Annotated in this window: 35 protein-coding genes and 1 tRNA gene; 26 read left to right on the plus strand and 10 right to left on the minus strand. The window is 49.8% G+C overall.

Annotated features, from left to right (window positions below; genetic code table 11):
• The first annotated feature begins 17 nt into the window (after positions 1-17).
• Positions 18-90: transfer RNA gene (locus SYNCC9902_RS09485), tRNA-Phe, on the plus strand.
• A 416-nt stretch (positions 91-506) separates the two neighbouring features.
• Entirely contained in the window at positions 507-704 is a 198-nt protein-coding gene (locus SYNCC9902_RS09490; RefSeq protein ID WP_041425180.1) for a hypothetical protein, read from the plus strand.
• 49 nt (positions 705-753) lie between these two features.
• Here SYNCC9902_RS09490 and SYNCC9902_RS09495 read toward each other — a convergent pair whose 3' ends face one another.
• Positions 754-987 carry a hypothetical protein gene (locus tag SYNCC9902_RS09495; protein WP_232179214.1) on the minus strand — a complete coding sequence of 78 codons (234 nt, stop codon included), beginning with the start codon at positions 985-987 and terminating at the stop codon, positions 754-756.
• 521 nt (positions 988-1,508) lie between these two features.
• Between SYNCC9902_RS09495 and SYNCC9902_RS09500 the strand changes: the two genes are divergently transcribed.
• Entirely contained in the window at positions 1,509-1,748 is a 240-nt protein-coding gene (locus tag SYNCC9902_RS09500) for a hypothetical protein (RefSeq protein ID WP_011360635.1), read from the plus strand.
• A gap of 1 nt (position 1,749) precedes the next feature.
• Here the strand turns inward: SYNCC9902_RS09500 and SYNCC9902_RS09505 are convergent, their stop codons facing one another.
• Positions 1,750-2,193 (minus strand): hypothetical protein, encoded by a 444-nt coding sequence (locus tag SYNCC9902_RS09505; RefSeq protein ID WP_011360636.1) that lies wholly within the window; start codon positions 2,191-2,193, stop codon positions 1,750-1,752.
• A gap of 233 nt (positions 2,194-2,426) precedes the next feature.
• On the opposite strand from SYNCC9902_RS09505, the gene SYNCC9902_RS09510 reads away from it, so the two are divergent.
• From SYNCC9902_RS09510 to SYNCC9902_RS09555, 11 genes are all read left to right on the plus strand, one after another.
• Positions 2,427-3,071, plus strand: coding sequence for a TVP38/TMEM64 family protein (locus SYNCC9902_RS09510; RefSeq protein ID WP_011360637.1), 645 nt, complete (start codon positions 2,427-2,429; stop codon positions 3,069-3,071).
• 286 nt (positions 3,072-3,357) lie between these two features.
• A complete protein-coding gene (locus tag SYNCC9902_RS09515) occupies positions 3,358-3,783 on the plus strand; it encodes a hypothetical protein (RefSeq protein WP_011360638.1) in 426 nt (141 codons plus the stop codon).
• Positions 3,784-3,792: 9 nt separating this feature from the next.
• On the plus strand, positions 3,793-4,365 hold the full coding sequence (locus SYNCC9902_RS09520; protein WP_011360639.1) for a phycobilisome polypeptide: 573 nt from the start codon (positions 3,793-3,795) through the stop codon (positions 4,363-4,365).
• 72 nt (positions 4,366-4,437) lie between these two features.
• A complete protein-coding gene (locus SYNCC9902_RS09525) occupies positions 4,438-5,202 on the plus strand; it encodes a phycobilisome rod-core linker polypeptide (protein ID WP_011360640.1) in 765 nt (254 codons plus the stop codon).
• Between the two features lie 7 nt (positions 5,203-5,209).
• On the plus strand, positions 5,210-5,914 hold the full coding sequence (locus SYNCC9902_RS09530) for a pentapeptide repeat-containing protein (RefSeq protein ID WP_011360641.1): 705 nt from the start codon (positions 5,210-5,212) through the stop codon (positions 5,912-5,914).
• Positions 5,915-6,079: 165 nt separating this feature from the next.
• Entirely contained in the window at positions 6,080-6,964 is an 885-nt protein-coding gene (locus tag SYNCC9902_RS09535; protein ID WP_011360642.1) for a phycobilisome linker polypeptide, read from the plus strand.
• 58 nt (positions 6,965-7,022) lie between these two features.
• Positions 7,023-8,663, plus strand: coding sequence for a phycobilisome rod-core linker polypeptide (locus tag SYNCC9902_RS09540; protein WP_011360643.1), 1,641 nt, complete (start codon positions 7,023-7,025; stop codon positions 8,661-8,663).
• Between the two features lie 88 nt (positions 8,664-8,751).
• Positions 8,752-9,486, plus strand: a complete 735-nt coding sequence (locus SYNCC9902_RS09545; protein ID WP_011360644.1) for a phycobilisome rod-core linker polypeptide — start codon at positions 8,752-8,754, stop codon at positions 9,484-9,486.
• A gap of 302 nt (positions 9,487-9,788) precedes the next feature.
• Complete coding sequence (locus SYNCC9902_RS12165) at positions 9,789-10,325, plus strand: phycobiliprotein lyase (protein ID WP_011360645.1); 537 nt, start codon at positions 9,789-9,791, stop codon at positions 10,323-10,325.
• A 14-nt stretch (positions 10,326-10,339) separates the two neighbouring features.
• Positions 10,340-10,954, plus strand: coding sequence for a chromophore lyase CpcT/CpeT (locus SYNCC9902_RS12170; RefSeq protein WP_011360646.1), 615 nt, complete (start codon positions 10,340-10,342; stop codon positions 10,952-10,954).
• On the plus strand, positions 10,955-11,260 hold the full coding sequence (locus tag SYNCC9902_RS09555) for a hypothetical protein (protein ID WP_011360647.1): 306 nt from the start codon (positions 10,955-10,957) through the stop codon (positions 11,258-11,260).
• 2 nt (positions 11,261-11,262) lie between these two features.
• Here SYNCC9902_RS09555 and SYNCC9902_RS09560 read toward each other — a convergent pair whose 3' ends face one another.
• From SYNCC9902_RS09560 to SYNCC9902_RS09570, 3 genes are read right to left on the minus strand one after another with little or no spacing between them, the layout of a single operon-like run.
• On the minus strand, positions 11,263-11,484 hold the full coding sequence (locus tag SYNCC9902_RS09560; RefSeq protein ID WP_011360648.1) for a Nif11-like leader peptide family natural product precursor: 222 nt from the start codon (positions 11,482-11,484) through the stop codon (positions 11,263-11,265).
• A 35-nt stretch (positions 11,485-11,519) separates the two neighbouring features.
• Positions 11,520-11,816 carry a Nif11-like leader peptide family natural product precursor gene (locus tag SYNCC9902_RS09565; RefSeq protein ID WP_041425183.1) on the minus strand — a complete coding sequence of 99 codons (297 nt, stop codon included), beginning with the start codon at positions 11,814-11,816 and terminating at the stop codon, positions 11,520-11,522.
• The gene (locus tag SYNCC9902_RS09570; RefSeq protein ID WP_011360650.1) at positions 11,816-12,136 is read right to left on the minus strand and encodes a hypothetical protein; all 321 of its coding nucleotides are present in this window, start codon (positions 12,134-12,136) and stop codon (positions 11,816-11,818) included. Before SYNCC9902_RS09570 ends, SYNCC9902_RS09565 begins: the two co-directional genes overlap by 1 nt.
• A gap of 159 nt (positions 12,137-12,295) precedes the next feature.
• On the opposite strand from SYNCC9902_RS09570, the gene SYNCC9902_RS09575 reads away from it, so the two are divergent.
• The 5 genes from SYNCC9902_RS09575 to SYNCC9902_RS09595 all read left to right on the plus strand — a co-directional run bounded on the left by SYNCC9902_RS09575 (position 12,296) and on the right by SYNCC9902_RS09595 (position 16,927).
• The gene (locus tag SYNCC9902_RS09575; RefSeq protein ID WP_011360651.1) at positions 12,296-13,492 is read left to right on the plus strand and encodes a HEAT repeat domain-containing protein; all 1,197 of its coding nucleotides are present in this window, start codon (positions 12,296-12,298) and stop codon (positions 13,490-13,492) included.
• A 191-nt stretch (positions 13,493-13,683) separates the two neighbouring features.
• Positions 13,684-14,220: a bleomycin hydrolase gene (locus tag SYNCC9902_RS09580; protein WP_011360652.1), complete on the plus strand. Its 537-nt coding sequence runs from the start codon at positions 13,684-13,686 to the stop codon at positions 14,218-14,220.
• Between the two features lie 43 nt (positions 14,221-14,263).
• Positions 14,264-14,761 (plus strand): class 2 C-phycoerythrin subunit alpha, encoded by a 498-nt coding sequence (gene mpeA / locus SYNCC9902_RS09585; RefSeq protein ID WP_011360653.1) that lies wholly within the window; start codon positions 14,264-14,266, stop codon positions 14,759-14,761.
• A 236-nt stretch (positions 14,762-14,997) separates the two neighbouring features.
• Positions 14,998-15,882, plus strand: coding sequence for a phycobilisome rod-core linker polypeptide (locus SYNCC9902_RS09590; RefSeq protein WP_011360654.1), 885 nt, complete (start codon positions 14,998-15,000; stop codon positions 15,880-15,882).
• A 148-nt stretch (positions 15,883-16,030) separates the two neighbouring features.
• Entirely contained in the window at positions 16,031-16,927 is an 897-nt protein-coding gene (locus tag SYNCC9902_RS09595) for a HEAT repeat domain-containing protein (RefSeq protein ID WP_011360655.1), read from the plus strand.
• Positions 16,928-16,933: 6 nt separating this feature from the next.
• Here the strand turns inward: SYNCC9902_RS09595 and SYNCC9902_RS12175 are convergent, their stop codons facing one another.
• Entirely contained in the window at positions 16,934-17,563 is a 630-nt protein-coding gene (locus SYNCC9902_RS12175; RefSeq protein WP_011360656.1) for a HEAT repeat domain-containing protein, read from the minus strand.
• 68 nt (positions 17,564-17,631) lie between these two features.
• Complete coding sequence (locus tag SYNCC9902_RS09600) at positions 17,632-18,798, minus strand: HEAT repeat domain-containing protein (protein WP_232179215.1); 1,167 nt, start codon at positions 18,796-18,798, stop codon at positions 17,632-17,634.
• Positions 18,799-19,093: 295 nt separating this feature from the next.
• On the opposite strand from SYNCC9902_RS09600, the gene SYNCC9902_RS12180 reads away from it, so the two are divergent.
• Complete coding sequence (locus SYNCC9902_RS12180; protein WP_011360658.1) at positions 19,094-19,369, plus strand: hypothetical protein; 276 nt, start codon at positions 19,094-19,096, stop codon at positions 19,367-19,369.
• A gap of 10 nt (positions 19,370-19,379) precedes the next feature.
• On the opposite strand, the gene SYNCC9902_RS09605 is transcribed toward SYNCC9902_RS12180, so the two are convergent.
• A complete protein-coding gene (locus SYNCC9902_RS09605) occupies positions 19,380-19,805 on the minus strand; it encodes a DUF2656 family protein (protein ID WP_011360659.1) in 426 nt (141 codons plus the stop codon).
• Positions 19,806-19,897: 92 nt separating this feature from the next.
• On the opposite strand from SYNCC9902_RS09605, the gene SYNCC9902_RS09610 reads away from it, so the two are divergent.
• A complete protein-coding gene (locus tag SYNCC9902_RS09610) occupies positions 19,898-20,779 on the plus strand; it encodes a HEAT repeat domain-containing protein (RefSeq protein WP_011360660.1) in 882 nt (293 codons plus the stop codon).
• 71 nt (positions 20,780-20,850) lie between these two features.
• Here SYNCC9902_RS09610 and cpeA read toward each other — a convergent pair whose 3' ends face one another.
• Together cpeA and cpeB are read right to left on the minus strand one after the other, a co-directional pair.
• Positions 20,851-21,345 carry a class 1 C-phycoerythrin subunit alpha gene (gene cpeA, locus SYNCC9902_RS09615; RefSeq protein WP_011360661.1) on the minus strand — a complete coding sequence of 165 codons (495 nt, stop codon included), beginning with the start codon at positions 21,343-21,345 and terminating at the stop codon, positions 20,851-20,853.
• A gap of 53 nt (positions 21,346-21,398) precedes the next feature.
• Positions 21,399-21,953 (minus strand): class 1 C-phycoerythrin subunit beta, encoded by a 555-nt coding sequence (cpeB, locus tag SYNCC9902_RS09620; RefSeq protein ID WP_011360662.1) that lies wholly within the window; start codon positions 21,951-21,953, stop codon positions 21,399-21,401.
• Between the two features lie 370 nt (positions 21,954-22,323).
• Here cpeB and SYNCC9902_RS09625 point away from each other — a divergent pair, with 370 nt between their 5' ends.
• The 5 genes from SYNCC9902_RS09625 (at position 22,324) to SYNCC9902_RS09645 (ending at position 25,354) form a co-directional block, all read left to right on the plus strand.
• Complete coding sequence (locus tag SYNCC9902_RS09625; protein ID WP_011360663.1) at positions 22,324-22,557, plus strand: hypothetical protein; 234 nt, start codon at positions 22,324-22,326, stop codon at positions 22,555-22,557.
• Positions 22,554-23,171 carry a phycobiliprotein lyase gene (locus SYNCC9902_RS09630; RefSeq protein ID WP_011360664.1) on the plus strand — a complete coding sequence of 206 codons (618 nt, stop codon included), beginning with the start codon at positions 22,554-22,556 and terminating at the stop codon, positions 23,169-23,171. Before SYNCC9902_RS09625 ends, SYNCC9902_RS09630 begins: the two co-directional genes overlap by 4 nt.
• A 2-nt stretch (positions 23,172-23,173) precedes the next feature.
• Positions 23,174-23,881: a 15,16-dihydrobiliverdin:ferredoxin oxidoreductase gene (locus tag SYNCC9902_RS09635; protein WP_011360665.1), complete on the plus strand. Its 708-nt coding sequence runs from the start codon at positions 23,174-23,176 to the stop codon at positions 23,879-23,881.
• Complete coding sequence (locus SYNCC9902_RS09640) at positions 23,878-24,651, plus strand: phycoerythrobilin:ferredoxin oxidoreductase (RefSeq protein WP_011360666.1); 774 nt, start codon at positions 23,878-23,880, stop codon at positions 24,649-24,651. The genes SYNCC9902_RS09635 and SYNCC9902_RS09640 overlap by 4 nt, the downstream gene beginning before the upstream one ends.
• A 184-nt stretch (positions 24,652-24,835) precedes the next feature.
• Entirely contained in the window at positions 24,836-25,354 is a 519-nt protein-coding gene (locus tag SYNCC9902_RS09645; protein ID WP_011360667.1) for a phycocyanin subunit beta, read from the plus strand.
• The last annotated feature ends 10 nt before the right edge of the window (positions 25,355-25,364 follow it).

Consider the following 25,364-nt stretch of genomic DNA (forward strand, 5'->3'; position numbering starts at 1 on the left):
CGTCGCGAAAGCGGCTAGCCGGGATAGCTCAGTTGGTAGAGCAGGCGACTGAAAATCGCCGTGTCCCCAGTTCAAATCTGGGTCCTGGCATTTCCCTAAACGCCATGCAAGGCACGTCATCGCAACAGAATCGTTGTGATGACGTGCCATTGCTATTTGGCATCCTTCGACAAATCCGCCAATTGGGTAGGCGCTGGAGGATTGTTCAAGAGTCTTCAATCACAAGAGAAACCAGAACTCCCCGACAAGCACAAAAAAGGGAGGCCTCCCCAGACCTCCCCAAGTTCGACGCATCCCCGTTCCCAAGGACAGTTCAATTGTTGTGTATCACCAAGAACTTTTTTGTAGGGACGGACACCTGATGACTTTCATTCCAAATCATCCATTCATTCATGTTCGTACCACTTGGGCATGACTGGTCCGAACTGAGAACAAATCCGGACGTCTTTGAGTCCGGTAAAAATCGTTGCTGATTCTCAACCAGAGCGCACCTATACAGGCATCAGATGGTTGTTATCACAATGGATCAGAGCGATACGAAGCATCTCCAGAAGACCCTCAAGCGACAACTCTGGAGCGAAGCAGGTCTATGGATGCAAGACAGAGCGCAAACTCTTTGGGACAGCGGGATGCCTGATGAAGCCGCGGCGCTCTACTCAGAGTTTGCCCGAGGCCCCGCGATGGAACAAGCATCCGGAAAGTGACCATCCTCCGACGACCCAGGTTTGGCATGTCCCTAGAGCGCTCATCTCGTTAATCGATTTCAGGTCGACGACGTCCAGCATGAATCGTTGCCACCTCAGTGATCGACTCGATCACCAAATGCTTTCTCCAATCCTGGGAAGCATTGAGCAACTCATCGAAATCCTCAGCGGTCAACTTCTCTGCAAGGCCACCAAGAGTGCCCTTGATGGCGCACTTGAAGATCACTTCCTGCTCATAGTTCATTGGGCTATCGCTGCTGCTTCCATTCTGTCGAGGAAGCATTCAGCCAACCTCGTAAGCCCAAAAAAAAGAGGCCCCCTCCCACAGGTTCCTCTTAAAACGTCTTTAATTGGCGATCCCGTCCAAGGAAACGCTTCACACAAGTTAATGGCAGTGTTACAAATCATTGAGGCTTTGTGGTCCAGTGACGCATCTGGCTTTAACCGAGCAACTCACGGTTGCTTCCCAGGCAAAACCGACAAAGTATCAGCCTCTTGAAAACTTGCGACCCTCGCTTCCCCTGACCTATCCGACGAGGGGGAATCATGGGCGATGTCCTGATGTTTGATGGCGCGCATTCAAGCGAGGAATAGAGTCATGGCCCCGTGTCACCCTCCAGGAGTGACCGTACGACTGCTCGGCAAACCTCAAGGTCTGACCCTGCGGCCTAAAAGCAGCCAGACAACGCCCTCCAAGGTGTTTTCTGTACAGCTTCTAAACCGATTTGAATGCTTTAAGGGCGAAATTGTCGTAGAGCCCTAGTTCAAATCAGGTTCCTGGCACCAAATGATGCTGAATTAATTGTGTCCTTCGTGGCGGCCAATGCAGATAGCGACCGCGTTTTTAATAATGCGGACAGCTTCGCCATGGTGTTTGATCGCACCTGGAAAAGGTTGAGTGATTCCAGCGACGCATCAAGCTCGCCGGATGAACGGATCAAAGCTGTGCTCGAAGCTATGGCTGATCATCCGTTTGTGATTAGCTCCCCTGAGATGGCCCAACAGGTCGCCATCTTCAGGATTCGTTTGCTGGATTTGTCTTAATTCAAGCGGACAACAAATCAATCTGAGGATCATCCACATATTCCATCTCGTCGTCAGAAGCTGCCTCGATTGGCATCTCACCGGACGGTAAGACTGCTTCGATGGACTGATCTTCAAACGACTGATCTTCAGATGGTTGATCATCGGTGCGCTGACCTTCAATTTTCTCCTCGATGACGGCCTCAGGCTTGAAAGGCACGACTGTTGAAGGAGTCAACCGGTTACGGAGCGAACGCACTTTCAACTCACTGGCAGACAACAATTCACCAGCCTGCTCAGCGTGCTCGAAATCTGTCTCTGCATCGAGTTGCTGACCTTCGAGCAACTGCAGACGCTCTTCCAAGTCCAGGACTCGTTCCACTAAAACTTCAACCACTTCGCTAAGACCCAGCAGCTGGACGCAGAGCTGCTGTTCGAACTCGGACCGCAGGGAGGACTTAGCCACCAGAGACAACCTCGTTTCGAGTATTTCGCTGATGGTATCGATGATGAACCTACTGTCCACGCCCACTGGCAGAACAAGTTCCCGATAACGGGCAACACATCAACGAGTCGTCACGCCTTCTTCTGAACTTTTGTATCTCTGAAGTGAAGTCGTTGATTGAATAAAGCGTTACCAATCAGTGGAACGTCTACCCAACTGGCCTACAGTCATTACCAAAAGATATAGACCGACCGATGCCAAGGATAAAGACCGGGATAAAAATAGCCTTGATCACTATATTATTGATTCTAATAGTATATTATCTACAAAAATATGGGATTGAGCCCCTTAAAGAAGCAGTGCAGAGTATGGGCATTTGGGCCCCACTCGGAATAGCACTTCTTCGCGGGATTAGCATCGTTTTACCGGCATTACCCAGCTCGGTTTATTCCTTACTCGCCGGCTCATTACTGGGATTTGAAACTGGCTACCTAACTATTATTTTTGCCGATCTTGTGTTTTGCAACGCAGCATTTTTTATTGCGAGAATTTGGGGACGTTCTCCCGTAAGTCGCCTGGTAGGCCACAAGGCTATGGAGCGGATTGATGGGTTCAGCCAGAATCAACTGGAAGGGAATTTCTTTCTCATGACAGGCCTATTAATGACTGGCTTGTTTGATTTTTTAAGTTATGCGATTGGCATCAGCCAAACCCGTTGGAGAATTTTTGCTCCAGCCCTTGTGATCAGCGTATTAATCAGTGACTCAATCCTAGTTGCCGTCGGTGCTGGGGTTACACAGGGAGCAAGCGTGATGCTGGGCATTGCCTTGCTTGCCATGTTTGCCTTGGCAACACTCACGGGATTACTAAAGAAGAAATCAGTCGAAACAAACGATTGACGAGGGAAACAATCATCAATCCCGACAAGCAAGATTCGCGAAATCGTAAATTTCCCAAAAATTATTTTGAGAGAAAATATGGAAGCTTTATCAATATGAGTTGCCATCATTCGTCACCCCAATAAATATCAAAAATTACTTTCCACGAAATACCGTTGGGCAAGTACTTCCTCAGATAAAGACTTCAATCACACCAAGCCATTGACCCACCGCGATTTGTAATGCGACAAGTTCAAAGGGAAAGCCCCGCGGCACTGGTTAAATGAACGACTTCTGATCAGTGCGGATGAGCTGTCTCGCAGATCCAAGAATCGAGGCACTTCAAGAGCATGCCGATGCCAACGGAGAGCTGAGTTTCCCTGCAGGTCCTGACTGCTTTCGCATCAACTTGCGAGACGAAAACATTGAGCTCTGGCAGGAAACATTTGAACAAATCATCAGTCCAGCCAACCTTCTGCTGGCCTGCGCAGACAATGAAGGTGATCTCTTTGATACGACGCTTACCTGGGTCGTGGGGTCTGCAATCCGTGGCACCAGCATCGGTTCCGCAACTGAAGCGCAGCAACTCCTGAAAGCCATGGGATTGTCCAATGAAGTGGCGCAGATCGCGATCGAACATTGCCCAGGATTAGGGGAAAACCTTGTCTGGGCTTTTTATCTAGAGCGGCAAGGTGGGCTCATTGCCACTCCCGTTTCGTCCTTTCAGGCCTGATCAAAGACGATGCCAAATAATCTGGAGCTGAAGCAGTTGATCGCATCAGCTCAGGTGTTGGGTCTACAGAACGATTCTTCTCTTCCAGCTTTTGATCGCCAAATTTTGCGAATGGCGGATGAAGAGAAACGCGCCCTATCACCCACAGAAATCCAACACATTTGTCAAACCTCGAAGGTTGATGCTCAGCTCATCGAGCAGCTCCAGAGCCAAGCCAATCACCTGGTGCAGCAAGCACGTGAGTTCCTTGTAAAAGAGCAGCCGCATCTCGTTCAATCGGGCGGTGCGCTTTTCCCATCAGAACGGGCTGAGGCCTGCTGGAGAGACTGCTGGCAGTTCTTTCGCGTGATCGTTTATGCCATTGCGTGCAAACGCCCCCTGTTCACAGACGCAGAAGGAATGGGAGCTTTGCGTGCCCTATACGCCCACGTCGGGGTGCCGATCGAAGGTCTCAATATTGCCCTCAAACAGCTGAAAGTCCTTTCAAGACAGGAGATTTCAGGCGCAATCGAAGCTCCACTCCTTAGCGAATCATTTGGGCACTTGCTCGAGGAACTCAACAAAACTGGCGTTAAGTCCTGATACGAAATTCGTTCAAATCCCGGAGAAAGGAACGAAGATCGCCAACGAGTATTTTTACCCATCGTCATTTCAATGGCAGTGCCCCTGCAGGTGTATCCCCTCACAACACAAAACGCACGGGTGAGCAATCTGGCGGGGGATAGCAGCACGGTTCGCACGGAGCTGACGGGTTCTTCTGCGGGCGGCGCTGATGCATATCGCTCCGACGTCGACAATTTGATCGAGCAGGCATATCAGCAGATTTTTTTCCATGCGATGCGAAGCGATCGTGAGCCGTTTCTGGAATCGCAGCTGAGAAGCGGCAACATCACGGCTCGAGATTTCATCCGGGGCTTGCTGCTCTCTGAACGGTTTCAGCAGGGCTATTACCAATGCAGCTCGAACTACCGGATGGTGGATCAAGTCGTAGGGCGTGTGCTCGGCCGCCCCGTCCATGGCGAGGCTGAGCGCTTGGCCTGGTCGATCGTGATTGGGGAGAAAGGATTCACCACCTTTGTGGACACACTCCTTGACAGCGATGAATACATGAGCAGCTTCGGCTACGACCTTGTGCCGCAGCAACGATCCCGCGTCCTGCCAGGACGCTCACTCGGCGAGAGACCGATTTATCAGAGCTTCCCCCGCTACGGAGCGGACTGGCGCGACTCTCTGCAAGAGAGAGCTCCCAGTGCTCAGTTTGACGATATGCAAGGCCAAACTTTGCAAGCCTCTGCGCTGTGGGTTAACGGACAACCACCGGCATGGCTGCTCAAGGTCTGGTTGGGTCTCTTCGTTGTTGGAGGCTTCGAGATCACCAGGGTGCTGCTTACGATCGCGATCTCAATGGTTCGCAGCTGACTCTCTGATGGTTGGAACGGTGGCTCTCAATCTGCGCACCTGGGTTGCACCAGAAACAGTTCGTCCACAACAATTCGAGGGCGAGTGCATCGATGCACGGGGGGCCAACTGGAGCGAACAAGATCTTGGCGAGCAAGACCTTCGCAACGCCAATTTATGCAGATGCGACCTACGAGGCAGCAACTTAAGTCGCTGCCAACTGGAGGGAGCAGACCTGAGGCTTGCTCGTTTTGACAATGCCACGACAGTGCCCAATGGTTTTGACCTATTCACCAGCGGAGCCGTCGGCCCGGGAGCCAAGCTCAATGGGGCATTTCTGAACAATGCCGATCTACGCGGTGTTGACCTACGGGGAGCTGTCTTAATGGGGGCCTACCTCAGCGGTGCCGACCTGAGTGGTGCACTGCTCGATGGTGTGTCTTTAGCTGGATCCGACCTTCGTTTCGCCACTCTTCGCGGCGCGATGTGCCGGGCGACCCGGTTTGGCACGAGCCAACTTGATCTCGCTGATTTCCGTGGTGCTGATCTCCAAGACGCTGCTCTAGACAGCGTTGAATCCATCAAAGGGGCTGACTTCAGCCATTGCTCAGGGCTCAATGCTCAGATCACCAACCTGTTGAATCGATCGGCAATGGAACTGGATCACTGGAATCCGTTAACGCGCGGCACTACACGAACAAGCCTGGAATCGCTTCTCAGCCCCCAGCGCTGAACGAACTCAAACCACTCACCCCAAAAAGGCAGCCAAAGCCCTTGCGAGGGCAAGAAATTGATGCGTCACGCAACACTTGGCAATACTTGATTGAGGTTTATAAAGAAGCTGTTCTACATCAGCACTTCTGACTGAGTATTGCCTGGTGCTAACGCGAGAAAATTCATGCCTTTTGGACCTGCCTCGCTTCTGGGGGTAGAACGCTTCTCCGAAGAAAGTGAAGCGCCACTAGAACTTCTCCCAGGCGATGACGACGCCAAGAAGGAGCAGATTATTCGCGCTGTTTATAAGCAAGTGCTTGGCAACGCCTATGTGATGGAGAGCGAGCGTCAGCTTGTTCCCGAATCGCAATTCAAGCTTGGTGAGATCAGCGTTCGGGAATTCGTGCGCCGGATCGCCAAGAGTGATTTGTATCGCAGTCGTCTCTTCGAGACATGCGCTCGATACCGCTACATCGAGTTGGCATTCCGTCATCTCATGGGTCGCGCACCCATCGATTTCCAGGAGATGCGCGACCACTCCGAACGGCTTGATGCCAAGGGATACGACGCAGATATCGATAGCTTTCTGGATTGCGACGACTACCAAAACGCATTCGGAGAATGGATCGTTCCCTACCAACGCGGCTGGAAAACTGAAAGCTGCACCACCCTTCAAGAATTCACCTGGAGTTTCCAACTTCTGCGGGGCAACAGCAGCAGCAGCCTGAAAGGTGATCTCGCCGGCATCAGCAGCAAGCTTGGCGGTGCTGCTTATCAAAACCGCCCTCTTGCGGTCGTTCCACCATCCTCCAGCGAAACCTCAGGCTGGAGTTTCCGTCCGTCCCGCAATCTCCAGGACGCTCCAACCCGTCTTGGCGTGGGCGCAGGCGAAGAAGGCATGACCTACCGCGTCGAAGTAACGGGATACAGCGCAAACAATGTGCGCCGCATCTCCCGCTATGTGCGCAGCAACCGCGTTTATTACGTGCCCTTTAACAAGCTCTCTGAGCAATTCATTCGGATTCACCGCGAAGGCGGAAAAATCGCAAGCATCACTCCGGTGACCTGAACTGTTCAGGATTTTCTTCGACGTCACTTTCCCCAACCATTCCCCCCTCCCCTGAACCATGGACACAACTCAAGCTTCAAAAGGATTCGGCGCAGAAACCAAATGGAGCAGCCCCGTCAGCTTTGAGCGCAAAGGAGTCAGCAAAAAACCTGCTCTCACAATTGGTGAGTTCCTCAAGCAGTCATGCGATCAACTGGCGATCGGGGTTGGACCTCGCAGTCATGCCGATTGCCCTCACCGCGTCACCGCAGAGTGCTACAGCCCAGACGACTCGGCATCGCTGAGTGACGTCATCTCTGCCGCATACCGACAAGTCTTTGGTAATGCCCATGTGATGGATTTCGAACGTTGCGCCGAGCTTGAAGCTCAACTGCGCAATGGAGACATCGACGTTCGCAATTTTATTCGCGGACTTGCCAAATCAAGCTTTTACAAAAGCCGCTTTTTCTTATCCGTTGCCCCTCAACGCGGCATTGAGCTGAACTTCAAACACCTGCTAGGGCGCGCACCGCACTCCCAAGCAGAAATGTCAGCAAAGATCTCCCTGCAAGCAGAGCACGGGCAAGCAGCTGTGATCGACAGCATCGTCGATTCGGCCGAATACCTCGAAGTCTTTGGGAGCAACGTGGTTCCCTATGCACGTTCATGGAGCTCCCCCGCAGATCTCTCAACAGCGGCATTCCCCATGCTGGCCGCTCTGGAGAAAAGCTTTGCGGGAAGCGACAGTGCGCGCGGCGGTAGCAGCTCACTCACGACAAGCCTGGGCCGTGGCATGGCTCCCCGGATCAGCGTCCCGTCACAACCATTTGGCGTCCGCCCATCTGCAGGGGGCGGTGCTCGCTTCGCAAGCAAAGCACCTGGCGTGACCAGCGGGAAAGACAATGCACCGATGAGGGGCGATTCCTACGTGTTCTTCGGCCTAGGCCAGCGCGAACAAGAAACCTACCAACGCTGCCCCGGCGACAGCCCCGATCAACTCGCAGCATTGATTCGCGCGTCTTACAAACAAGTGATGGGCAACCCCCATCTGATGGAATTTGAGCGTGCCATCTCAGCGGAAAGCAAATTCATCGACGGCTACTTGAGCACCCGTGAATTTGTCCGTGCCATTGGACTGTCGGCTGAATACAAGCGCCGTTTCTTCGAAACGAACGCTCCATATCGCTTCATCGAGTTGAACTTCAAGCACTTCCTCGGTCGGGCTCCGAAGTCCCAAGCTGAAATCAGTCTGCACACCAAAATCCTGGCCGAAGGTGGCTACGACGCAGAAATCGCAAGCTACGTCGATTGCGAGGAATACCAGAGCACCTTCGGGGAAGACACCGTTCCATTCGCCCGGATCCTGTCTGAAAACGGACGCTCTCAAGTGGCCTTCAACCGTCACCTGAAACTGGCTGAAGGCTTCGCTGCTAGCGACACCGTTCAAACCAGTTCTTCCCTCGTAACGTCCGTGGCAACTGGAACGGTTCCTGGAGGCTGGAGTTCCACAACCACACGGATTAACCGGACTGGTACACAGTCTGGTGCGCCCGATCCCACCAAGAAGCGTTTCCGGATTGTGGTTGGTGCTCAAGCAGCCCGTGGACGCCAACGCACTGCAGGGAACACGTATTTGGTATCCGGCAAAGACATGTCGAGCCAGATGAAATACATCCATGCCCGTGGCGGCAAGATTGTTTCCATCACTGAAGTGATGTAACTGACGCATTGATCTTGCATTTCATTCAATAGCCTCTCAATTCAATGGGGGGCTAAAGCCAACACTTTCCCCCCACTTTCATCAGACAATGACGGAAACCAAAACACTGGTCGCGCCTGCCAATACTGACCTCGGCCATGCCGATGAGGTTATTCAGTCGATCTACAAACAGGTTTTTGGCAACCGTCATCTGATGGAGCTAGATGTGAATAAATCACTCGAAGCCTTGTTCATGAATGGTGATCTAACCGTTCAAGGTTTCGTCACAGCCTTGGCACAATCAGAAACCTACAGAAAGCTATTTCTTGAGCCAAACAGTCCTTACCGCTTTGTTGAGCTCAACTTCAAACACATGCTTGGACGAGCACCGCATGATCAAGCAGAACTGATGGCGCACGTTCGTTTAATGAACGATCAGGGATACGAGGCTGAAATTGCCAGCTACACCTATAGCGATGAATATCTGCAAGTTTTCGGTGTTGATCAAGTACCCCACAACAGATCAACTCAAACCGTTAGCGGTGCCAGAACAATTAATTTTCCGCGTGCCGCAGCTGTTGACGCTGGCTATGCAGGGTTTGATGGTGCCACTAAGGGATCAAAACTACTGAACAGCCTCTCAACAGGAAGTTCACCAGACATCATCAACCGCAAGAGCGTCGGCAATGCCAATGCCCTCAGAATCACATGGACTTCAGGGCGGCAAATTGGCGCCAACCGGCGGGCTGTTCAGAAGTCGGTTGTAAGTCAGACCTCCATGTCGGCAACGATCCAAAGCATCCTTAAGCAGGGTGGACGGATTTCTTCTATTTCGAAGGCTTAACGAACCGAGCCTTTATCGGCCACATGCCAAAGAGATCGGCGATGATTTGGCATAGGCCTAGCAAGTCGATTCCCTACCAGGTTTCGATCTCTCAAGCATTTCGTCAAACGTCCTCTTAATTTTTAAAATGCCCATCCTTAGCCACAACACAGGACCACAACACAATCAAAGCGCAGCCTTTAATGAATCTGTGTCATCGGTACCAATGGCCATGTCGATGATGGTCGACTCTTTGGTGAACATGATGCAAAGCAATCTGCCCAATACACAACACGACAACAGTCGATCAGCCCTCCATCAAGATGAATATTGAGCAATTTGTTGCTCAAAGCCTGGGCGAATGGCGATCGATGAGATCTGGACATTCATTGGCTTTTCAACAGTTCGAAGATGTTCTCAGCGAGATCACCATTACGCAATTCGATACGGATAACAAAGAAATCAAAGAGGCGATAAAAAATTCATCTCAGCCAGATGACAGCACTTACATTTCTCCATTTAAAATGGAATGGAATGCAGAGAGTGACTGGGAACCGGATGATCCAACAGCTGTATCCTCAGGTTCGTGCATTATCATCCCGATCCCTAAAGATCAAACATCAGGACATCTTCTAAGAAGCGTAGGGTATGCAGAATCATTTCCTGCAGAATCCAGCTATCGATTTCTCAATGATGGAACATTCATTCTAGAAACTAATTACGAGCAATCTATTGCTCAAGAAAGGATTTGGTTCGTATCCGAGCATGTTCGTTGTCGCTCTTCCGTATTAAAGACATCAGAAGGATCTGGAATCCTCCAATCATCTTTCGCATCAGAAGTTCGAAGAATTAAAGTTTAGAAAGAGGTTGAATCATGAAAATAGAACAGCAGCTTAGATTTGCCAGAACACTCGCAGGAATTTATGACAATTACGAGCAAGCACAAGTTAATCCAAAAGATTTTGCTCGCATAAATATAGTATTTCGTCCATTACCCTGGGAAATCTTTGAAGGACCTGGATTTTATTCTGAGCAGTTCTATGATTACGCCAGATGGAACCCTTATCGCCAAGGGATTCATCGACTAAAAACAAAAGATGATACCTTCGTTGTTGAAAACTTTGATTTTGCCAATAAGGACCGATTGGCTGGCTCCGGAAGCAATCCTGAATTACTTGAATCCCTTGAAAAAACAAGTCTTAAAAGCCGTTGCGGATGCGCAATGCATTTCAAAGAAGAAAGCGACGGAAAATATATCGGATTAGTAGAACCCGGAAAAAAATGTTTAGTCCCTAGAAATGGGACTCTTACTTATTTAGTAAGCGAAGTCGAAGTTGATGCAAAAACCTGGATCAGCCGTGATCGTGGCTTTGACCCTGCAACCGATCAACCACAATGGGGTTCTGAGCATGGACCTCTTCGGTTCAAACGGATCGAGAGTTTTTCTGAACTCATTTCATCTTCCTGGATAAACCAGAAGGAATCGTGAATGCTTGATTATGGGAAGCAAATTAAAGCCTGGATTCGCTCGCAGCATTTGATATGCGACGGGACTGATTTTATTTTTGAGACTGTTGATCAAACACAATTAGAAAAATTTGAACTTTGTATTGAATCTATGGGGGGAAAAGTCCGCGCAATCAAAGCTGTTGGCAATTGGCCAATGGGTCTAAATCGATCCTTCAAAATCTTAAGAGCAATAGCCAGTGTTCCACGCCCAGGCGGAGAAGAGTTCGTTACGTATTGGGCGAAAAAAGGAAACCATCAAACGCGTTACTCGGAAATCAACAGCTGATTTTATTCATCAAACCATCCCATCCATGTTGGTTTTGCAAAGTCGGTGTGCTTGCTCCATTTTCTTAGAATTGCCAAAGAATCCACTGCAAAACCATGACGTGCTGCAATGGAAATCACCTCATCTTGATTTAAGGCACCTTTGATTTCATCGCGAAGATTGTCATCTGTTCTAGCCAAGGCAATGAAACGCTCGAGGAGTTGATCTTGTTCTAAATCAGACATAAGAACAAATAACTAGTTTGCAAAGATCGCTGGCTTTAGGCACTTCCATCGCCAGCACCATCCATCAGCATAGCCCTCCAAACTGTGTGTTGTCGAAATGCCCACGACCAGTGAGCTGGGTTCGCAGACAGAATTGATTGCTGAATTAAGTCTGACTGAAGCTCAAAATCCTGATTAATAAGGGTATTCCACTCACTCTCGGTGAAATCAAACCCTTGGCTTTGGCCAAAAGCAATAATCTGATCATGACTAGACAGTGCTTTGAGTCCTGTCGCTAACTCATGAAATCGGACCACATCATTTAAAAAACAATTTAAAGCCTCGATTGACATCAACAACTCTCTATCCAGATCGCAAAATTAGCCTTCTTACAGATAAGTTGCAAGACCAATGGGCCACCGGTACAACGCAACAAACGCCAAGGCATTGCCTGAGCTGCCACACCGGAATCTACGAGAATCTTTGGGGGTCTTGTCGCTTGTTCAAGGGGAATTAATGCTGCCCCTGTGAGTGAAGACTCGACAGATTGAACAACAACACGCAGCTTCTCTAAATCGTCAACATCATTCAAATCATCCTGAACCTGAGTATTACCACACATGGTGTCAACGAAGCGTGACAGTGCCAATTCAGCTTCAGCTCCGACAGGCATCTCATACCAGCTGTTGGATAGAGATTAACAGATAAAACTCTTCCGCATTCATCACCTCAGAAAAATGAAATGCGACTGTGTCCACACCAAGGATCTGTTGTGGCGAAAGGGCCTTTCTACCTGAAGTGCTAATTTTATACACTGGATTCGGTGATGGTCATGTCTGAGAGATTTGACATTTTGTTTGAAGGAATGCCAGAGGAAAAAGCATTATTGTTATTAACGACAAACCCTGACGATCTTCCCAATCCTGTTGACAAATATATGGCGGCAACCAAGCTTGCTGCTTGCCAAAGCGAACGCTCTTTAGAGGGATTGATTGCAGCCGTACAACTCGATCCTGAAAACCTCATCAACAGAATCACACGCAGAAAAGCTCTGGAAGCGCTCGGCCGCAGGAAAGACGAGAAAGCGCTACCGAGCTTATTCAGTGCGCTGCGTTTCAATGACGAACCTTCAGTGATCAACGCGCTTGACTCGATCGCGCAGATCGGATCCCCACTCACCGCAGACCAAAGCGATCAACTCCTTGAGGCACTGCAAAGCAGTGACAACCAAAAGCGATCGGCGATCCAAGCTCACACTCGGCTCAAGCTTTCAACGGGGGAAAAAGCAATCTCAGCCTTTGAGAACGATGAAAATCCCTTGGTCGCTGGAGCAGCCCGGGCCTACACCGCCAAAGTTCTTGGGAAGGTTGAATCCCTTGAGCCGCTAGTCAAGCAACTCACTGATCCCGTCGCGGGACGACGACGATCAGCTGTGATCGACCTTGGCGACGCTGGAGATGCCAGCTTGCTGCGTCATCTGGTCACTTGCCCAGTCTCAATGCCGTTGAGGGCAAAAAGCGCCTTTCAGCTGGTCGATCCCGAGAAGAGTGGTCTAATCCCTGACGACTACATGGGCCTCCTAGAGCAACTACTACGAGACGACCCTTCCACGCTCGCTTTACAGAACGATTGGATTTGTGAGGGGGAAACTATTGAGATCGAAAAGAATCTGCAACATCGCGATGAAGGCAAGCAATACGGCGGTGCACTAAGCCTGATGAGGATGCAGAAGCAACAACAAATTGATGCGATTGAACAGATTCAGACCAAGCATTGGAGTGATTACGGCGCGAACTACCTCTTGACATCGGTTATTGGACTTCAGAAAGTTGATGAACACAGCAATCTGGTCCGGACAGCACTTGCTGAAACACTGCCGCAGTATGCAAAGTCGAGGGTTGCAGCGGCCTGGGCTTGTCTGAGCCTGAACCTCTCAGACCAAGTCGACTTACTCAGGGAGATCCAGATCGAGAGCAAATGGACACCCCTTAGATGGAGCTGCGAACGGGTACTTCAACAGTTGTCATAAACGCAAATTCCCAATCAAGCCAGGACTTCTTGAGTAAAAGCGAGATCATTTCGCTTTAATTCATATTTTATTCAGATTTAGCGAATGCAAACTTTCTTGTCCACACATCTGCATTGAGCTGGGAGGCAAGAAACCAGGGTTACTGTCAACCCGATGCGGATTCGCATTCCCCCAACAACACTCCCACAACCATGCTCGACGCATTCTCCAGGAAGGCCGTATCGGCCGATTCCAGCGGTGCTTTCATCGGCGGAGGCGAGCTGGCCTCTCTGAAATCCTTCATCGCTGATGGCAATAAGCGCCTTGACGCAGTGAACGCTATTTCTGGCAACGCCGCTTGCATCGTCTCCGACGCTGTTGCTGGCATCTGCTGTGAGAACACCGGCCTTACCGCTCCTAACGGTGGTGTGTACACCAACCGCAAAATGGCTGCTTGCCTGCGCGACGGAGAAATCGTCCTTCGCTATGTGAGCTACGCCCTTCTTGCTGGCGATGCTTCTGTTCTTCAGGACCGCTGCCTGAATGGTCTTCGTGAGACCTACGCCGCTTTGGGCGTTCCTACTGGTTCCGCTGCCCGCGCAGTCGCCATCATGAAGGCCGCTTCTAGCGCCTTGATCACCAACACCAACAGCCAGGCCAAGAAAGCTGCTGTCACCCAGGGTGACTGCGCAAGCCTGTCTGCTGAAGCAGGTAGCTACTTCGACCAGGTGATCAGCGCCATCAGCTGAGCCACGTCTTTATTAAACGTCCACACCTACTTACTTCCTCAAAATGAAGTCCGTCATCACCACCGTGGTCGGCGCAGCCGATAGCGCTTCCCGCTTCCCTTCTTCCTCCGACATGGAGTCAGTTCAGGGTTCAATCCAACGTGCTGCTGCACGTTTGGAAGCCGCTGAAAAGCTCTCCCAGAACTACGACGCCATCGCCCAGCGCGCTGTTGACGCCGTCTACGCCCAGTACCCCAACGGTGCAACTGGCCGTCAGCCACGCCAGTGCGCAACTGAAGGTAAAGAGAAGTGCAAGCGTGACTTTGTTCACTACCTGCGTCTGATCAACTACTGCTTGGTCACCGGCGGCACCGGCCCCCTGGATGAGCTGGCTATCAATGGCCAAAAAGAGGTCTACAAGGCGCTCAGCATCGACGCTGGCACCTATGTGGCTGGTTTCTCGCAGATGCGCAACGACGGTTGCGCCCCTCGCGACATGAGCCCACAGGCTCTGACCTCCTACAACACCCTGCTTGACTATGTGATCAACTCACTGGGCTGATCATCAGCTTGGTTGTTGTTAAAACACAGCAAACAAAGGGGTGGGCAATGCCCACCCTTTTTTTTACCAGTTGCAAAGCAACAATCAAACATTAAAAGTCTGCACAATTTTATTTAGCCGACAAACAAAGATTGAATCTCTAGAGAACGTCACTTTGACCAAAAGGTTTTTACAAGACCTGTAATTCCTTCAGGGAGATGTGACGAACCGTCCACAACATCACCCCCTCACAAATCATGCTCGGCACAGAAACCAGCCGGAAGTCTCTCACTTCGGCTACTCGAACCGGACCCGCTGCTTACTCCACAAAAAACAAAGCCGGTAAAAACACATCACACAGAACAGTCGCAGGAGTTCGCGCTGAATACAAGCGGCAACACTGTGCATCAATGGGGATTGGGATTGGACCCCGGCTGCACGCCGAATGCCCCTTCGGATCAGTGTTCGATCAGTACAGTCCCGACAATGCAGAAGCTCTTGAACGAGTGATCGCGGCTGCTTATCGTCAAGTACTTGGGAACCTACACCCCAGAGAAAGCCAAAGAGAAACGTCACTTGAGGCACGTCTATTGAACGGTGAAATCACAGTTCGTGATTTCATTAATGGATTGGCCAAGTCGGATTTCTATAAGGCTAATTTCTTTCATGCCGTTGGAGCCCAACGTGGCATCGAACTGAACTTTAAACACCTTCTTGGCAGATCTCCTCTGAACCAAGGAGAAGTTCAGGAGCATATCAAACTTCAAGCAGAACAAGGCTTTGATGCTCTGATTGACAAGCTGACCGACTCTGCTGAATACACAGAGGTTTTCGGTTCAGACATCGTTCCTTACGAAAGAACTCACGATTCTTACGCAGGAATGTTCACACGCTCCTTCAATCTGATGCGGGAACTTGGCGGCACAAAGGTTGCCGTCAGCGACAACGCACAAGGCCGCAACAGCCGAACCATCAATCCCCTTGCCATTGCAGCACGGGAAAATGTAAAACCTGCCTCCTTCTTCAGCTACGCGGCAATCACTCGGGTTCCTGCCAAACTTCCTCAACAGAAGTACACAGGGCACAACACTCCGAAGATGACGGATTACGTACCTTTCCGCCCATTTGGTTGTCACTTCTGATCTGTTAAAGGTCAAGAGAAAGCAATCACACACCCTCAACCCTTCCATTTAAATGGAAGGGTTTTTTATGGACGTCGTTCATTACAACAAAAGAGTTCGGCCTTAAAATGATGAACTAGATTGAGTCAGAACGCCAATCAAGGGGACTGTGGCCGCAGAAGCATCTAGTCATCCAATCAATGCGGTAGAGCAACTTACAGAGCAAGAAGCGTACGAACTAGCCGAAGAGTTAAAACTGAAACTCGCAGAGCAGATAGTACCAAGTTCAGATCAAGAATCAATCCAAAAGATGGTGGCTGGGCTCGGGGATCCACGAGGTGCTCTCCGCCTCACCTTTGCACAAAGTCTTGGGAATATCGGGGCAGCAGCTATTCCCTTACTTTGCGATTCCCTAAAGAACAGCCCCAATATTTTAATCCGACGCGCATCTGCAAAAACACTGAATATTATTGGCAGTAAAGTAGCATTGCCAAATCTAATTGAAGCATTTCGAACAGATGACGACCCTGTCGTACAAGGCTCATCAGCTGGCGCAATGGCAACTATTGGGGAACCTGCGATTGAACCACTACTAGAAATACTGACTGATAACAAGTGCAGCGCATTTCAGGTTGGCCTGATTAACCTTGCCTTGAGCTTTGCCGGATCAAAAGCTCCTAATGCATTCAACCAAGCCGCCCAATCAAATAATCCTGAGATAAGAATAGCGGCCCTTACAGCACTGGCCGAACAAGTGCATTCAGGCACGAATGATCATGCCAAAGAACTACTAATTCGAGCCTTAAATGATGACGCAAGTGAGGTACGTGCTGAGGCTGCAACAATTACTGGGAAGACTCTGGAGCTCGAGGAAATAATTAATGAACTCTGCAGGCTACTGAAAGACGAAGACAGTCAAGTAAGAATTAACACAGCCTTAGCCTTAATGAAAACAGAGGCAGTATCTTCGATTAGCAACTTACATGAAGCCCTTTCTTTAGAGGGCAATGATCAAGCCAAGTCAGTGATCAAAGTTGCAATCAATCAACTCGAAAAGATTGGATAGCAAGAATTAAGCTAAATTGAGACTCTCTCGCCTTGCAAGACTAGCCTGTGCAACTTCTCGAATAAGTGGATCTTTTGATTCATCGAGTGCCAACTTCTCTAAACATTCAGATACTAGAGGGGAATCGAGCTCCGCCAAAGCCATGGCAGCACCCTGCACATGTGCAATATTTGAGCGATCACAAGCTTGCACTAGTAGAGGTACTACACGATTTTTTTCCAAATCATTTTTAGACAAATATCCAAGGGTCATCAATGCTGACTGAGCTACAACTGGACTAGAGTCATCCAACGCTTTTTCTAACATTGGAATTACATCTGATGGGAAAGCAATTTCAGGGTAATTAACGGAAATTTGAACGAGCGCTTTAATACAACATGCTCTTATCGTTCCATTATCAGACGATTTGAAGAGTTGGATTAAATCAGGCAGCGTGCAATGACCAAGCGTGCCAAGACCCTTTACAGCAGTGCGATACACCGCTGGGTCAGGATCATGCAAAAGAGTGAAGAGATAGGGCATCGCCAGCTCTTGATAGTTCTCGGCCATCAAGACACATGCTTCATCTTTTATATTCGGATTTGGATGCTTAAGATCTTGAACTAGAGAATCAAAGGATCGTGATGAAGAGCTCATATCTTCAGCTATTTAAGTTATTTAGACTTTAGCAGCATGCATCATGGCCATGCCTCACGCCTACCTCATCAGTCAGTTGAGTTAGCCAACGATTTGGCAGCTCGAGCCCGAACAAACGGATCAGAGTCTTCAATAAAACGATTAAAAATCTCTTCTTTCACAACTTTATCAACACCAGAAATCCTATCAACACACATTACAGTCGCATAACGGCAATCCCAGGGTGGATCTAACTTCTCATCAAGAAAATGAGGGAAGGAATCGATGAATAGATCAGGGCAAAGATTCTGAAAAGCCTGAATCGCAGCAGCACGACTTTTCCGAAATTGGGGCCTACGGTTAGCTATAGATTCCTTGACGATCTTAAGAACATGATCAAAGACTGGTTGTGGCCAATCTGAACGTGATCCCAACAAGTGCATAAAAAAATAATGGGCTCCATAATCATTATGAGCTTCGCGCTCCCACGATTCCTCAATGAGTGGCCATAGATCCTCGGAAGGGCATTCACGCAATCCCATCAAAGCCAAATAACAACGACTGAAGTCTGTATTAAACAAATCATTCAGCAGGAAATCACAACCAGGCATCTGATCATACTTATGTACAATATTAATACAAGAGGGATCATCTACTAAAATACTATCAACCAAAGACAAAGTTGATGCATCTAAAAATTCCGAATCTGTATGACCTAACATTTTGCGAAAAGCTCGCATGCGAAATGCTGGAGAGATTGGCGCCGAAGCGATCGAAGCGAGAAAGCCTGAGGCACCTATATCAATCAGATCTTGGACAGCACATTGACGATCCATCTGATTAGGGAGAGTCAACTGTTCGACAATCTTAAAAACATTTGATTCATCATTCGCAAGTTGTACAATTGAAGCAATTGCGGCTCCACGAACTCCTGGAATTTCAGATTCTTGAAGAGCATTTATTACATCGAGTGCACACACAACTTTCAAGCCTGTAAGGCATTGAATTAAAACACGTTGATTTTGTTTTTCGTCTGCAAGAAGGGTAAGCAACTGAGCAATTAAAGCAGGATCATCACAATTCAGCTGCTGAAGAGCCCAAACAGAGTTTTCAACCAAATAAATATCGTCAGACCACAGGCAATGCCCTATCGCTGACATAGCAGAAGAGCAGCCAAGACGTGCTAGAACTTCTACACTTTTTCGCTTCGCAATTCTCACAGCCTGCTCCTCAGAAGTATGGCGAAGCACGGCCATAAGAGCCAACTCTGTGCGACTCCCAGGGCAATTAATTAAGTGAGATGCGGCTGTATATAGATCGCTCTGCGACTCAAGCTGTTCGATTGGAGTAGCTAAAATCTGAAGTGCATGATTACACGTGAGCTCAGGATGAATATTGTCAAAACGACCAACCATCAAGATATAAGCTTATGTATGAATTTACTCAATCATAGCAAAATAAAGCTTTAGCAATCGCAAGGTGATTAATAAAGGTAACACTTTCTGTCTGCCACCAAATAAGCCATAAAATTATCAAAATTCAATCTGGAAGATGGGACCTTTTTCCGGGACACAGTTTACCGTTCAAGTCAGTGCTTTGAACCGGTCAAGACCATCATTAGCAACACATTTCAAAGTTCCTTTTAACAATCTCAGTAGTGGCATGCGAGTGATGCATCGCACTGGTTTTCGCATTAACAGTGTTTCGACAGCCACCCAACTTGCGGCTCCTGAGGTAAAAGAGTCAAAAAAAGTTCAACCTGCTCAACAAAAAAGAGAATCAAGCAAAAAACCCGCATCTCGCCGTCGTCAACGCAAGAACTCTTGATGCCGAAGATTTAGTATTTCACCTCAAACACTGCATCAGAAGGACGTCCACCTTTTAAGGCATTCCAATTAATACTCTCTAAAAACGCATCGGGATCACCACATTCAACGACATCAACACCCCAACTGCCAGCCACAAGTGGTGATCCAGGACTGCCCTCTGTATCTTTCCTTCCCCCCAAAGCCAACCAATGATGCTCGGTGGAATGACCTTGGTTTAAACGATATTGCTTCCACGCCTTCACGAGTTCATTCGCCATTTCATCCGCTGACAAAGCAGATTCGATTCTCACCAACCAATGTGGATGACTCAAAGCATCCGCTTTCGTGATCAAGCTGGAGCTACCTAAAAGGCCTTGCGCCAAATCCTCAGCAGAAATCGAGGGAACAACAGCTGACTCAAGCTGGAGATTGTGAGAGAGGACAAAAATTGTCATGGCTAACGACTAAGGTCTGTGAAGGTAGAACAACTTGATCAAAAGTGGCAATAGAGCCAACCCTGAATTCGAAACAAGAGCTTGAAACTCAAATGGAGTCCGAAATACCGAATGGTGAACTGCTGAGTGAAGATGAGGCACTGGATTTAGCGTCTCATCTCAAAGAGAAATTGAAAGCGGGATTGGCGATCGAGTCAGATCCAAATTCAATTTCGTTGATGGTAGCTGGACTCGGTGATCCACGAGGTCTACTACGCCTTCGGTTTGCAGACAGCCTTGGCTCGATTGGGAAGGTCGCTGTCCCTGCTCTATGCCAGGCGATGAGAAAGAGTGACCAAGTCACCGTCAGAAGAGCCGCAGCAAAGACGCTGACATTAATTGCAGATCCATCAAGCTTGCCAGACCTTGTTGCGGCTCTTCTCTCAGATCCTGATTCCGTTGTTCAAGGATCCGCTATGGGAGCAATGGCTGCTATTGGAGCAGAAGCGGTAGGAGAAATCCTAGCAATATTGGAAAATCCTGAAAGCTCAGAGATGCAAATAGGGCTGGCAAATTGGGCTCTGGCATTTATTGGAGATCGCGCCCCTGATACACTTCGCGAGGCTGCATGTTCAGACAATAATCGTATTCGCAAAGCCGCAATTTCGGCCCTTGGAAGTCAAATACAATCCCTCGATGACGATCAAGCAAAGGAATTACTCACCAATGCATTGGGCGACCCTTGTTCAGAAATTCGTTCTGAAGCGGCAACTTTATTAGGCAAACTCGAAGATTCTGAATGGGCCGAACCACTACTTATTCCAGCCTTATCCGACCCTGACAATTGGGTTCGAAAAAATAGTGCTCTGGCGCTAATGAAGTTAGGCGCTATTAATTCGATTCCACACCTAAAGGGCCGGATCGCAATTGAAAACGATCAAATTATTCGCAACGTACTAGATCTTTCGATCAACCAGTTGGAAAAAATGAAGTAGAGCTAAAAAATAAGGTCAAAAAAAATGGGGTGCTCACGCACCCCATAACGACGATTCGATGTGATATTGGCTCAGGAAAGAGCGTTAATCACATAGTCCAGGTAGCTCTTGAATTCATTCAGAGCCTGAGGACCCATGTCACGAGGAGCGCAAGCGCGGTCGCGGGTGTAGGTCAAAGCTTCGACGTAAGGGCCGGTGGGAAGTCCCAAGCTGCGGTAAACCTCACGTGCACCTGCAATGCCCCACTCATCGAGAGGGCCGGTGCCACCAACAACTAAGCAGTAGTTGATGAGGCGCAGATAGTGGCCGAGGTCGCGGTAGCACTTGTCCACCTTGACCTGGTTTTCACCAGCTTCACCAGGCTGCTTGAGGTAGGCGTACTTGTTGAAGCAAGCATCGCCCGCTTCACGAGTCACAGCGTCAAGACCAGCAGCAAGCTTTTCAGCAGCTTCCAAACGTGCAGCTGCACGCTGGATATTGCCCTGAACAGCCTCGAGATCGTTCTGAGAGGGGAAGCGACCTGCTGCGTCAGCAGCAGTCACGACGGTGGTAACGACAGACTTCATTGTTGGATTCCTTTAAGAGGGAGAGTGTCTAAGAAGAAGGCGAGAAAGACCGTTCAGGAAATGGCGCCGATCACGCGATCGAAGTAGGCACCGGCTTCAGCAACCAAAGCGGAGCAGTCACCTTGTGTGGTCTCCATCTTGCGGAAACGCTTACCACCCAAGCCTGGGGTGTTGGTTTCGCCAATGTGAGCAGTGGCAGAAGCCTTCATGATGGCGACGGCACGACCTGCGGACTGGGTAGGAACGCCCAGAGCGATATAGGTCTCCTTGAGACCATTCAAGCAACGGTCATCGAGCACGGAAGCATCGCCAGCCAGCAGGGCGTAGCTGATGTAACGCAGAACGATTTCTCCGTCGCGCAGGCAAGCTGCCATGCGGCGGTTGGGATAGCAATTACCACCAGCCTGGATCAGGCCAGTGTTCTCGCAAATCATGCCTGTTACTGCATCAGAAACGATGCAGGAGGCGTTGGATGTAATGGCGTTAACAGCGTCAAGACGCTTGTTGCCTTGACTGACATAGGAGCGCAGACCAGCGAGGTCGCTACCACCGACAGGTGCAGTTTTGGCGTCAGCGCTGACGACCGAACGGGAAAATGCGTCGAGCATTGGGGCCAGACAGTTTTAGGGGGAGGGGGGCTTCTGGTGCCGCGAGTAGTCGAAGGAGAAGCATTCAACGAAGAAGCCTTGACCAGCGACTAATGAACTCAAAGGACTTGAAGCGCTCTAGAAAGGTAAACCGGTTGAACCGAGCAGTGGCAGTGGATCTGCGGATCACGCAAAAGTTCGTCATCTTCTGAGCTTCAACGTCCATCCAGTGGTATCGAGGTTTTATCTCTAAAGCTCTGCCAACAAACCCACGGATCATCCTTTGAGGCAGCCGCCTTCGTCAGTCGATCACCAATCGCAACGCTGAAGGCTCTTCAACGAAGGCTGGCGGGTTAATCTTCCAAAACTGGTTTACTTAGTAGTAGTCCGAATGACGGATCAAGCTGATCAGGCACCATCAGTAGAAGAATTGCAGGAGTCAATTGATGAACTTTCTGCTTACCGAGAGCGTCTTTATAACGATGTGATCGGCTTAGGCAAAAAGCTTCGATTATCCCAAAAGAAAATCGATGCAACGGTTAATGAGCATCCGGAATTAACGCGGATTGATGAGATCCTCAATCAACTCAAGCATCAGCGCGACAACCAGGCTCTGAGCTCATGAAGCCTCTGGTTTCTCCACCAATGACAATGGCGGACTTCTTTGAGGCGAGCCGTGGCACCTGGCTGAATCGACGCGTTGTTCATCATTTGGATAGCCAAGATGATGAGTTTGCCGATTCAAATTTGATCATTGAACCATTTGATTCGACAGATCCTGTTGTTGAAAACGTTTGCCAAGCTCTGAATATCAGTTCAAGCGAAGCCAACGGAGGCGCAAGATTTTGGTGGGAGAGCAACCTCATGAAAGAAGCCCAAAACGACGATTACGCAGCGGTCGTTGTTGATGCACCCAACCCAGATGACCCAACAAAGGGCTTTTTACTGAGAGATAAAGGATATGTAGAAAAAAAATCGGTTGTCAGTACCTATTACTTCGCAGACGATGGCGTGCTCACCATCAAAACCCGCTACGACACCAACGTTGGAATCGAACGCTGCTGGTTCGTGAGTGACCAGATCAGGATGCGCGTGAGTTCGATCCAATTTCTAGACGGTGTTGCCATGACGACGTATTGCACAGAATTTCGCTGCCCAAGCCAGTCCGACATTGTTGAGCTATCAGCCGCAGCGAAAGCACGAGCTGATGCTTCTCCTTCCGAAACCGCGAGGAATTAGCCGTGTTTGATCCTTTTCTCGACCAATTACACGCCGACATCACCGCACGGGGAGGAACACCGGCCGAGGTGCCTGATGGCTTAGCCGAATGTCATTCAGCAAAAGGAGCCAGCGTGATTCGAAGTTGGCTATGGCAAGTCCCGGGCTTCCGCCGCTGGCGCGTCACCCGCCTGGATGCAGGCGAAAGCCTTCAGGTGTTGAATTCTGTGGCCTATCCCGATTACGGCTTTGATCACCCATTAATGGGAGTTGACCTGCTGTGGTTTGGCGCCAGACAGAAACTTGTCGCAGTGCTGGATTTTCAACCGCTTGTTCAAAACGAGGCCTACTTCGATCGATACTTCGACGGGCTTAAAGCTTTGAATCGTCAATTTCCAGACCTCAATGGCGAAGAAACCATGCGGTCCTTCGATCCAAATCAATATTTCTCCTCTTGGCTGCTGTTTTGTCGTGGCGGAGCGGAACAAGCTCAAACGTCACTTCCACCGGCCTTCAGTGCTTTTCTGAAGGCTTACTGGGCGCTGCATGATGCCGCGAAAAACAATCCAGCAACGATCGCCGCGGATGAAGTGAAGCGGTTGCAAGAGAACTACGACGTGTACAGCGCTGAACGCGATCCAGCCCATGGGCTATTCACCAGCCATTTCGGCAAGAACTGGTCTGACCAATTCCTGCATGAGTTTCTCTTTCCTGCATCAGGCCAGTCATGACCACCACACGACACAGCAGCACTGATTCCGTCAACATTCCAGGCTGGGGTTGGCAACCTTTTCTTGAGGATGCCGTCCAAGCCCTTCAACCGCTGAATCTTGAGCCTTACCCAGTCGCGAACGACTTTTTATATAAGCAAGACCAAACGGGCTCAAAGGCAAAACCCATCACGGTGACCACCGCCACCTGGGCATGCAAAACAGACAAATTTCGCCAGGTGAGAGCAGCCTGCGTCTATGGAGGAACTGCCGCATCAGTTCTGAATTTCGTCATCAACCCATCCGCGAGGTTCGACCTTCCATTTTTTGGCGGAGATCTCGTCACACTGCCGTCTGGCCATCTTCTCGCCCTTGATCTTCAGCCTGCAGACAAATCGGATGAAGCCCACACCCAGCAAGTCTGGGAAAAACTGATTCCGATTTTTGAGCGTTGGCGCTCCAAGCTTCCCGATGGTGGGCCAATCCCTGAAGAAGCTCAACCCTTCTTTTCTCCAGGTTTTCTCTGGACGCGATTACCTCTGGGAGACGAAGGCGACCAACTCATCAACAGCGTCGTACGCCCAGCCTTCAACGACTACCTCAGCCTTTATCTGGAGTTGGCCGAAGCAGCGAAACCAGTCGGCGACGATCGCCGCGACCACCTGCTTAAAGGACAACGGCGCTACACCGATTACCGAGCCGAAAAAGATCCGGCCCGGGGCATGCTGACTCGGTTCCACGGGAGCGACTGGACCGAGAAATACATTCATACGGTGCTGTTCGACCTCTGATCCTTGGTGGATCACGGAAGGCCCGCAAAATCCCTGTCTCAGAGAGGGGGTTAAGCATTATGAACAGCAGTCGAAAGGCCCCAGTCCACTTCGAGAGAATGTTGAGAGACCCAGCAGGGACCTTCTCAAGATGTCCTTCTGGTATCTGTGATACCCACTTAGACGCAGCCAAGAGGAGTTCAAAATGTTCGACGCCTTCACCAAGGTTGTCGCCCAGGCAGACGCCCGGGGACAGTTCATCAGCACCAGCGAGATTGATGCTCTCGCCGCCGTCGTCTCCGACAGCAACAAGCGTTTGGACGCTGTGAGCCGGATCTCCAGCAACGCTTCGACCATCGTTGCGAATGCTGCCCGTCAGCTGTTTGCTCAACAGCCTGCGCTGATCGCTCCAGGTGGCAACGCTTACACCTCCCGTCGGATGGCTGCTTGCCTGCGCGACATGGAAATCATCCTCCGCTACGTCACTTACTCAGTGTTCACTGGCGATGCTTCCGTCATGGAAGACCGCTGCCTGAATGGCCTGCGCGAGACCTACCTGGCACTCGGAACTCCTGGCGCATCCGTCGCATCAGGCGTAAATCTGATGAAAGACGCTGCTCTCGACATGGTGAATGACCGCAGTGGCATCACCGCTGGAGACTGCGCATCACTCAGCAGCGAAATCGGCGTTTACTTCGACCGTGCCGCCGCTTCCGTCGCCTGATCAGGGCACA

Origin of the sequence: Synechococcus sp. CC9902 (genome assembly GCF_000012505.1) — a bacterium.
In the GTDB taxonomy this organism is placed as follows: domain Bacteria; phylum Cyanobacteriota; class Cyanobacteriia; order PCC-6307; family Cyanobiaceae; genus Parasynechococcus.

Coding starts and splice junctions, on each gene's coding strand:
- SYNCC9902_RS09580 (WP_011360652.1), top strand. CDS start 13,684: ATGCTCGACGCATTCTCCAGGAAGGCCGTATCGGCCGATTCCAGCGGT.
- SYNCC9902_RS09515 (WP_011360638.1), top strand. CDS start 3,358: ATGAGCTGTCTCGCAGATCCAAGAATCGAGGCACTTCAAGAGCATGCC.
- SYNCC9902_RS09510 (WP_011360637.1), top strand. CDS start 2,427: ATGCCAAGGATAAAGACCGGGATAAAAATAGCCTTGATCACTATATTA.
- SYNCC9902_RS12175 (WP_011360656.1), bottom strand. CDS start 17,563: ATGAGCTCTTCATCACGATCCTTTGATTCTCTAGTTCAAGATCTTAAG.
- SYNCC9902_RS09590 (WP_011360654.1), top strand. CDS start 14,998: ATGCTCGGCACAGAAACCAGCCGGAAGTCTCTCACTTCGGCTACTCGA.
- cpeB (WP_011360662.1), bottom strand. CDS start 21,953: ATGCTCGACGCATTTTCCCGTTCGGTCGTCAGCGCTGACGCCAAAACT.
- SYNCC9902_RS12180 (WP_011360658.1), top strand. CDS start 19,094: ATGGGACCTTTTTCCGGGACACAGTTTACCGTTCAAGTCAGTGCTTTG.
- SYNCC9902_RS09490 (WP_041425180.1), top strand. CDS start 507: ATGGTTGTTATCACAATGGATCAGAGCGATACGAAGCATCTCCAGAAG.
- SYNCC9902_RS09560 (WP_011360648.1), bottom strand. CDS start 11,484: ATGTCTGATTTAGAACAAGATCAACTCCTCGAGCGTTTCATTGCCTTG.
- SYNCC9902_RS12170 (WP_011360646.1), top strand. CDS start 10,340: ATGAAAATAGAACAGCAGCTTAGATTTGCCAGAACACTCGCAGGAATT.
- SYNCC9902_RS09520 (WP_011360639.1), top strand. CDS start 3,793: ATGCCAAATAATCTGGAGCTGAAGCAGTTGATCGCATCAGCTCAGGTG.
- SYNCC9902_RS09575 (WP_011360651.1), top strand. CDS start 12,296: ATGTCTGAGAGATTTGACATTTTGTTTGAAGGAATGCCAGAGGAAAAA.
- SYNCC9902_RS09640 (WP_011360666.1), top strand. CDS start 23,878: ATGACCACCACACGACACAGCAGCACTGATTCCGTCAACATTCCAGGC.
- SYNCC9902_RS09610 (WP_011360660.1), top strand. CDS start 19,898: ATGGAGTCCGAAATACCGAATGGTGAACTGCTGAGTGAAGATGAGGCA.
- mpeA (WP_011360653.1), top strand. CDS start 14,264: ATGAAGTCCGTCATCACCACCGTGGTCGGCGCAGCCGATAGCGCTTCC.
- cpeA (WP_011360661.1), bottom strand. CDS start 21,345: ATGAAGTCTGTCGTTACCACCGTCGTGACTGCTGCTGACGCAGCAGGT.
- SYNCC9902_RS09570 (WP_011360650.1), bottom strand. CDS start 12,136: ATGCCTGTCGGAGCTGAAGCTGAATTGGCACTGTCACGCTTCGTTGAC.
- SYNCC9902_RS12165 (WP_011360645.1), top strand. CDS start 9,789: ATGAATATTGAGCAATTTGTTGCTCAAAGCCTGGGCGAATGGCGATCG.
- SYNCC9902_RS09495 (WP_232179214.1), bottom strand. CDS start 987: ATGCTTCCTCGACAGAATGGAAGCAGCAGCGATAGCCCAATGAACTAT.
- SYNCC9902_RS09605 (WP_011360659.1), bottom strand. CDS start 19,805: ATGACAATTTTTGTCCTCTCTCACAATCTCCAGCTTGAGTCAGCTGTT.
- SYNCC9902_RS09555 (WP_011360647.1), top strand. CDS start 10,955: ATGCTTGATTATGGGAAGCAAATTAAAGCCTGGATTCGCTCGCAGCAT.
- SYNCC9902_RS09525 (WP_011360640.1), top strand. CDS start 4,438: ATGGCAGTGCCCCTGCAGGTGTATCCCCTCACAACACAAAACGCACGG.
- SYNCC9902_RS09645 (WP_011360667.1), top strand. CDS start 24,836: ATGTTCGACGCCTTCACCAAGGTTGTCGCCCAGGCAGACGCCCGGGGA.
- SYNCC9902_RS09630 (WP_011360664.1), top strand. CDS start 22,554: ATGAAGCCTCTGGTTTCTCCACCAATGACAATGGCGGACTTCTTTGAG.
- SYNCC9902_RS09565 (WP_041425183.1), bottom strand. CDS start 11,816: ATGTCAATCGAGGCTTTAAATTGTTTTTTAAATGATGTGGTCCGATTT.
- SYNCC9902_RS09535 (WP_011360642.1), top strand. CDS start 6,080: ATGCCTTTTGGACCTGCCTCGCTTCTGGGGGTAGAACGCTTCTCCGAA.
- SYNCC9902_RS09625 (WP_011360663.1), top strand. CDS start 22,324: ATGACGGATCAAGCTGATCAGGCACCATCAGTAGAAGAATTGCAGGAG.
- SYNCC9902_RS09540 (WP_011360643.1), top strand. CDS start 7,023: ATGGACACAACTCAAGCTTCAAAAGGATTCGGCGCAGAAACCAAATGG.
- SYNCC9902_RS09600 (WP_232179215.1), bottom strand. CDS start 18,798: ATGGCCGTGCTTCGCCATACTTCTGAGGAGCAGGCTGTGAGAATTGCG.
- SYNCC9902_RS09545 (WP_011360644.1), top strand. CDS start 8,752: ATGACGGAAACCAAAACACTGGTCGCGCCTGCCAATACTGACCTCGGC.
- SYNCC9902_RS09530 (WP_011360641.1), top strand. CDS start 5,210: ATGGTTGGAACGGTGGCTCTCAATCTGCGCACCTGGGTTGCACCAGAA.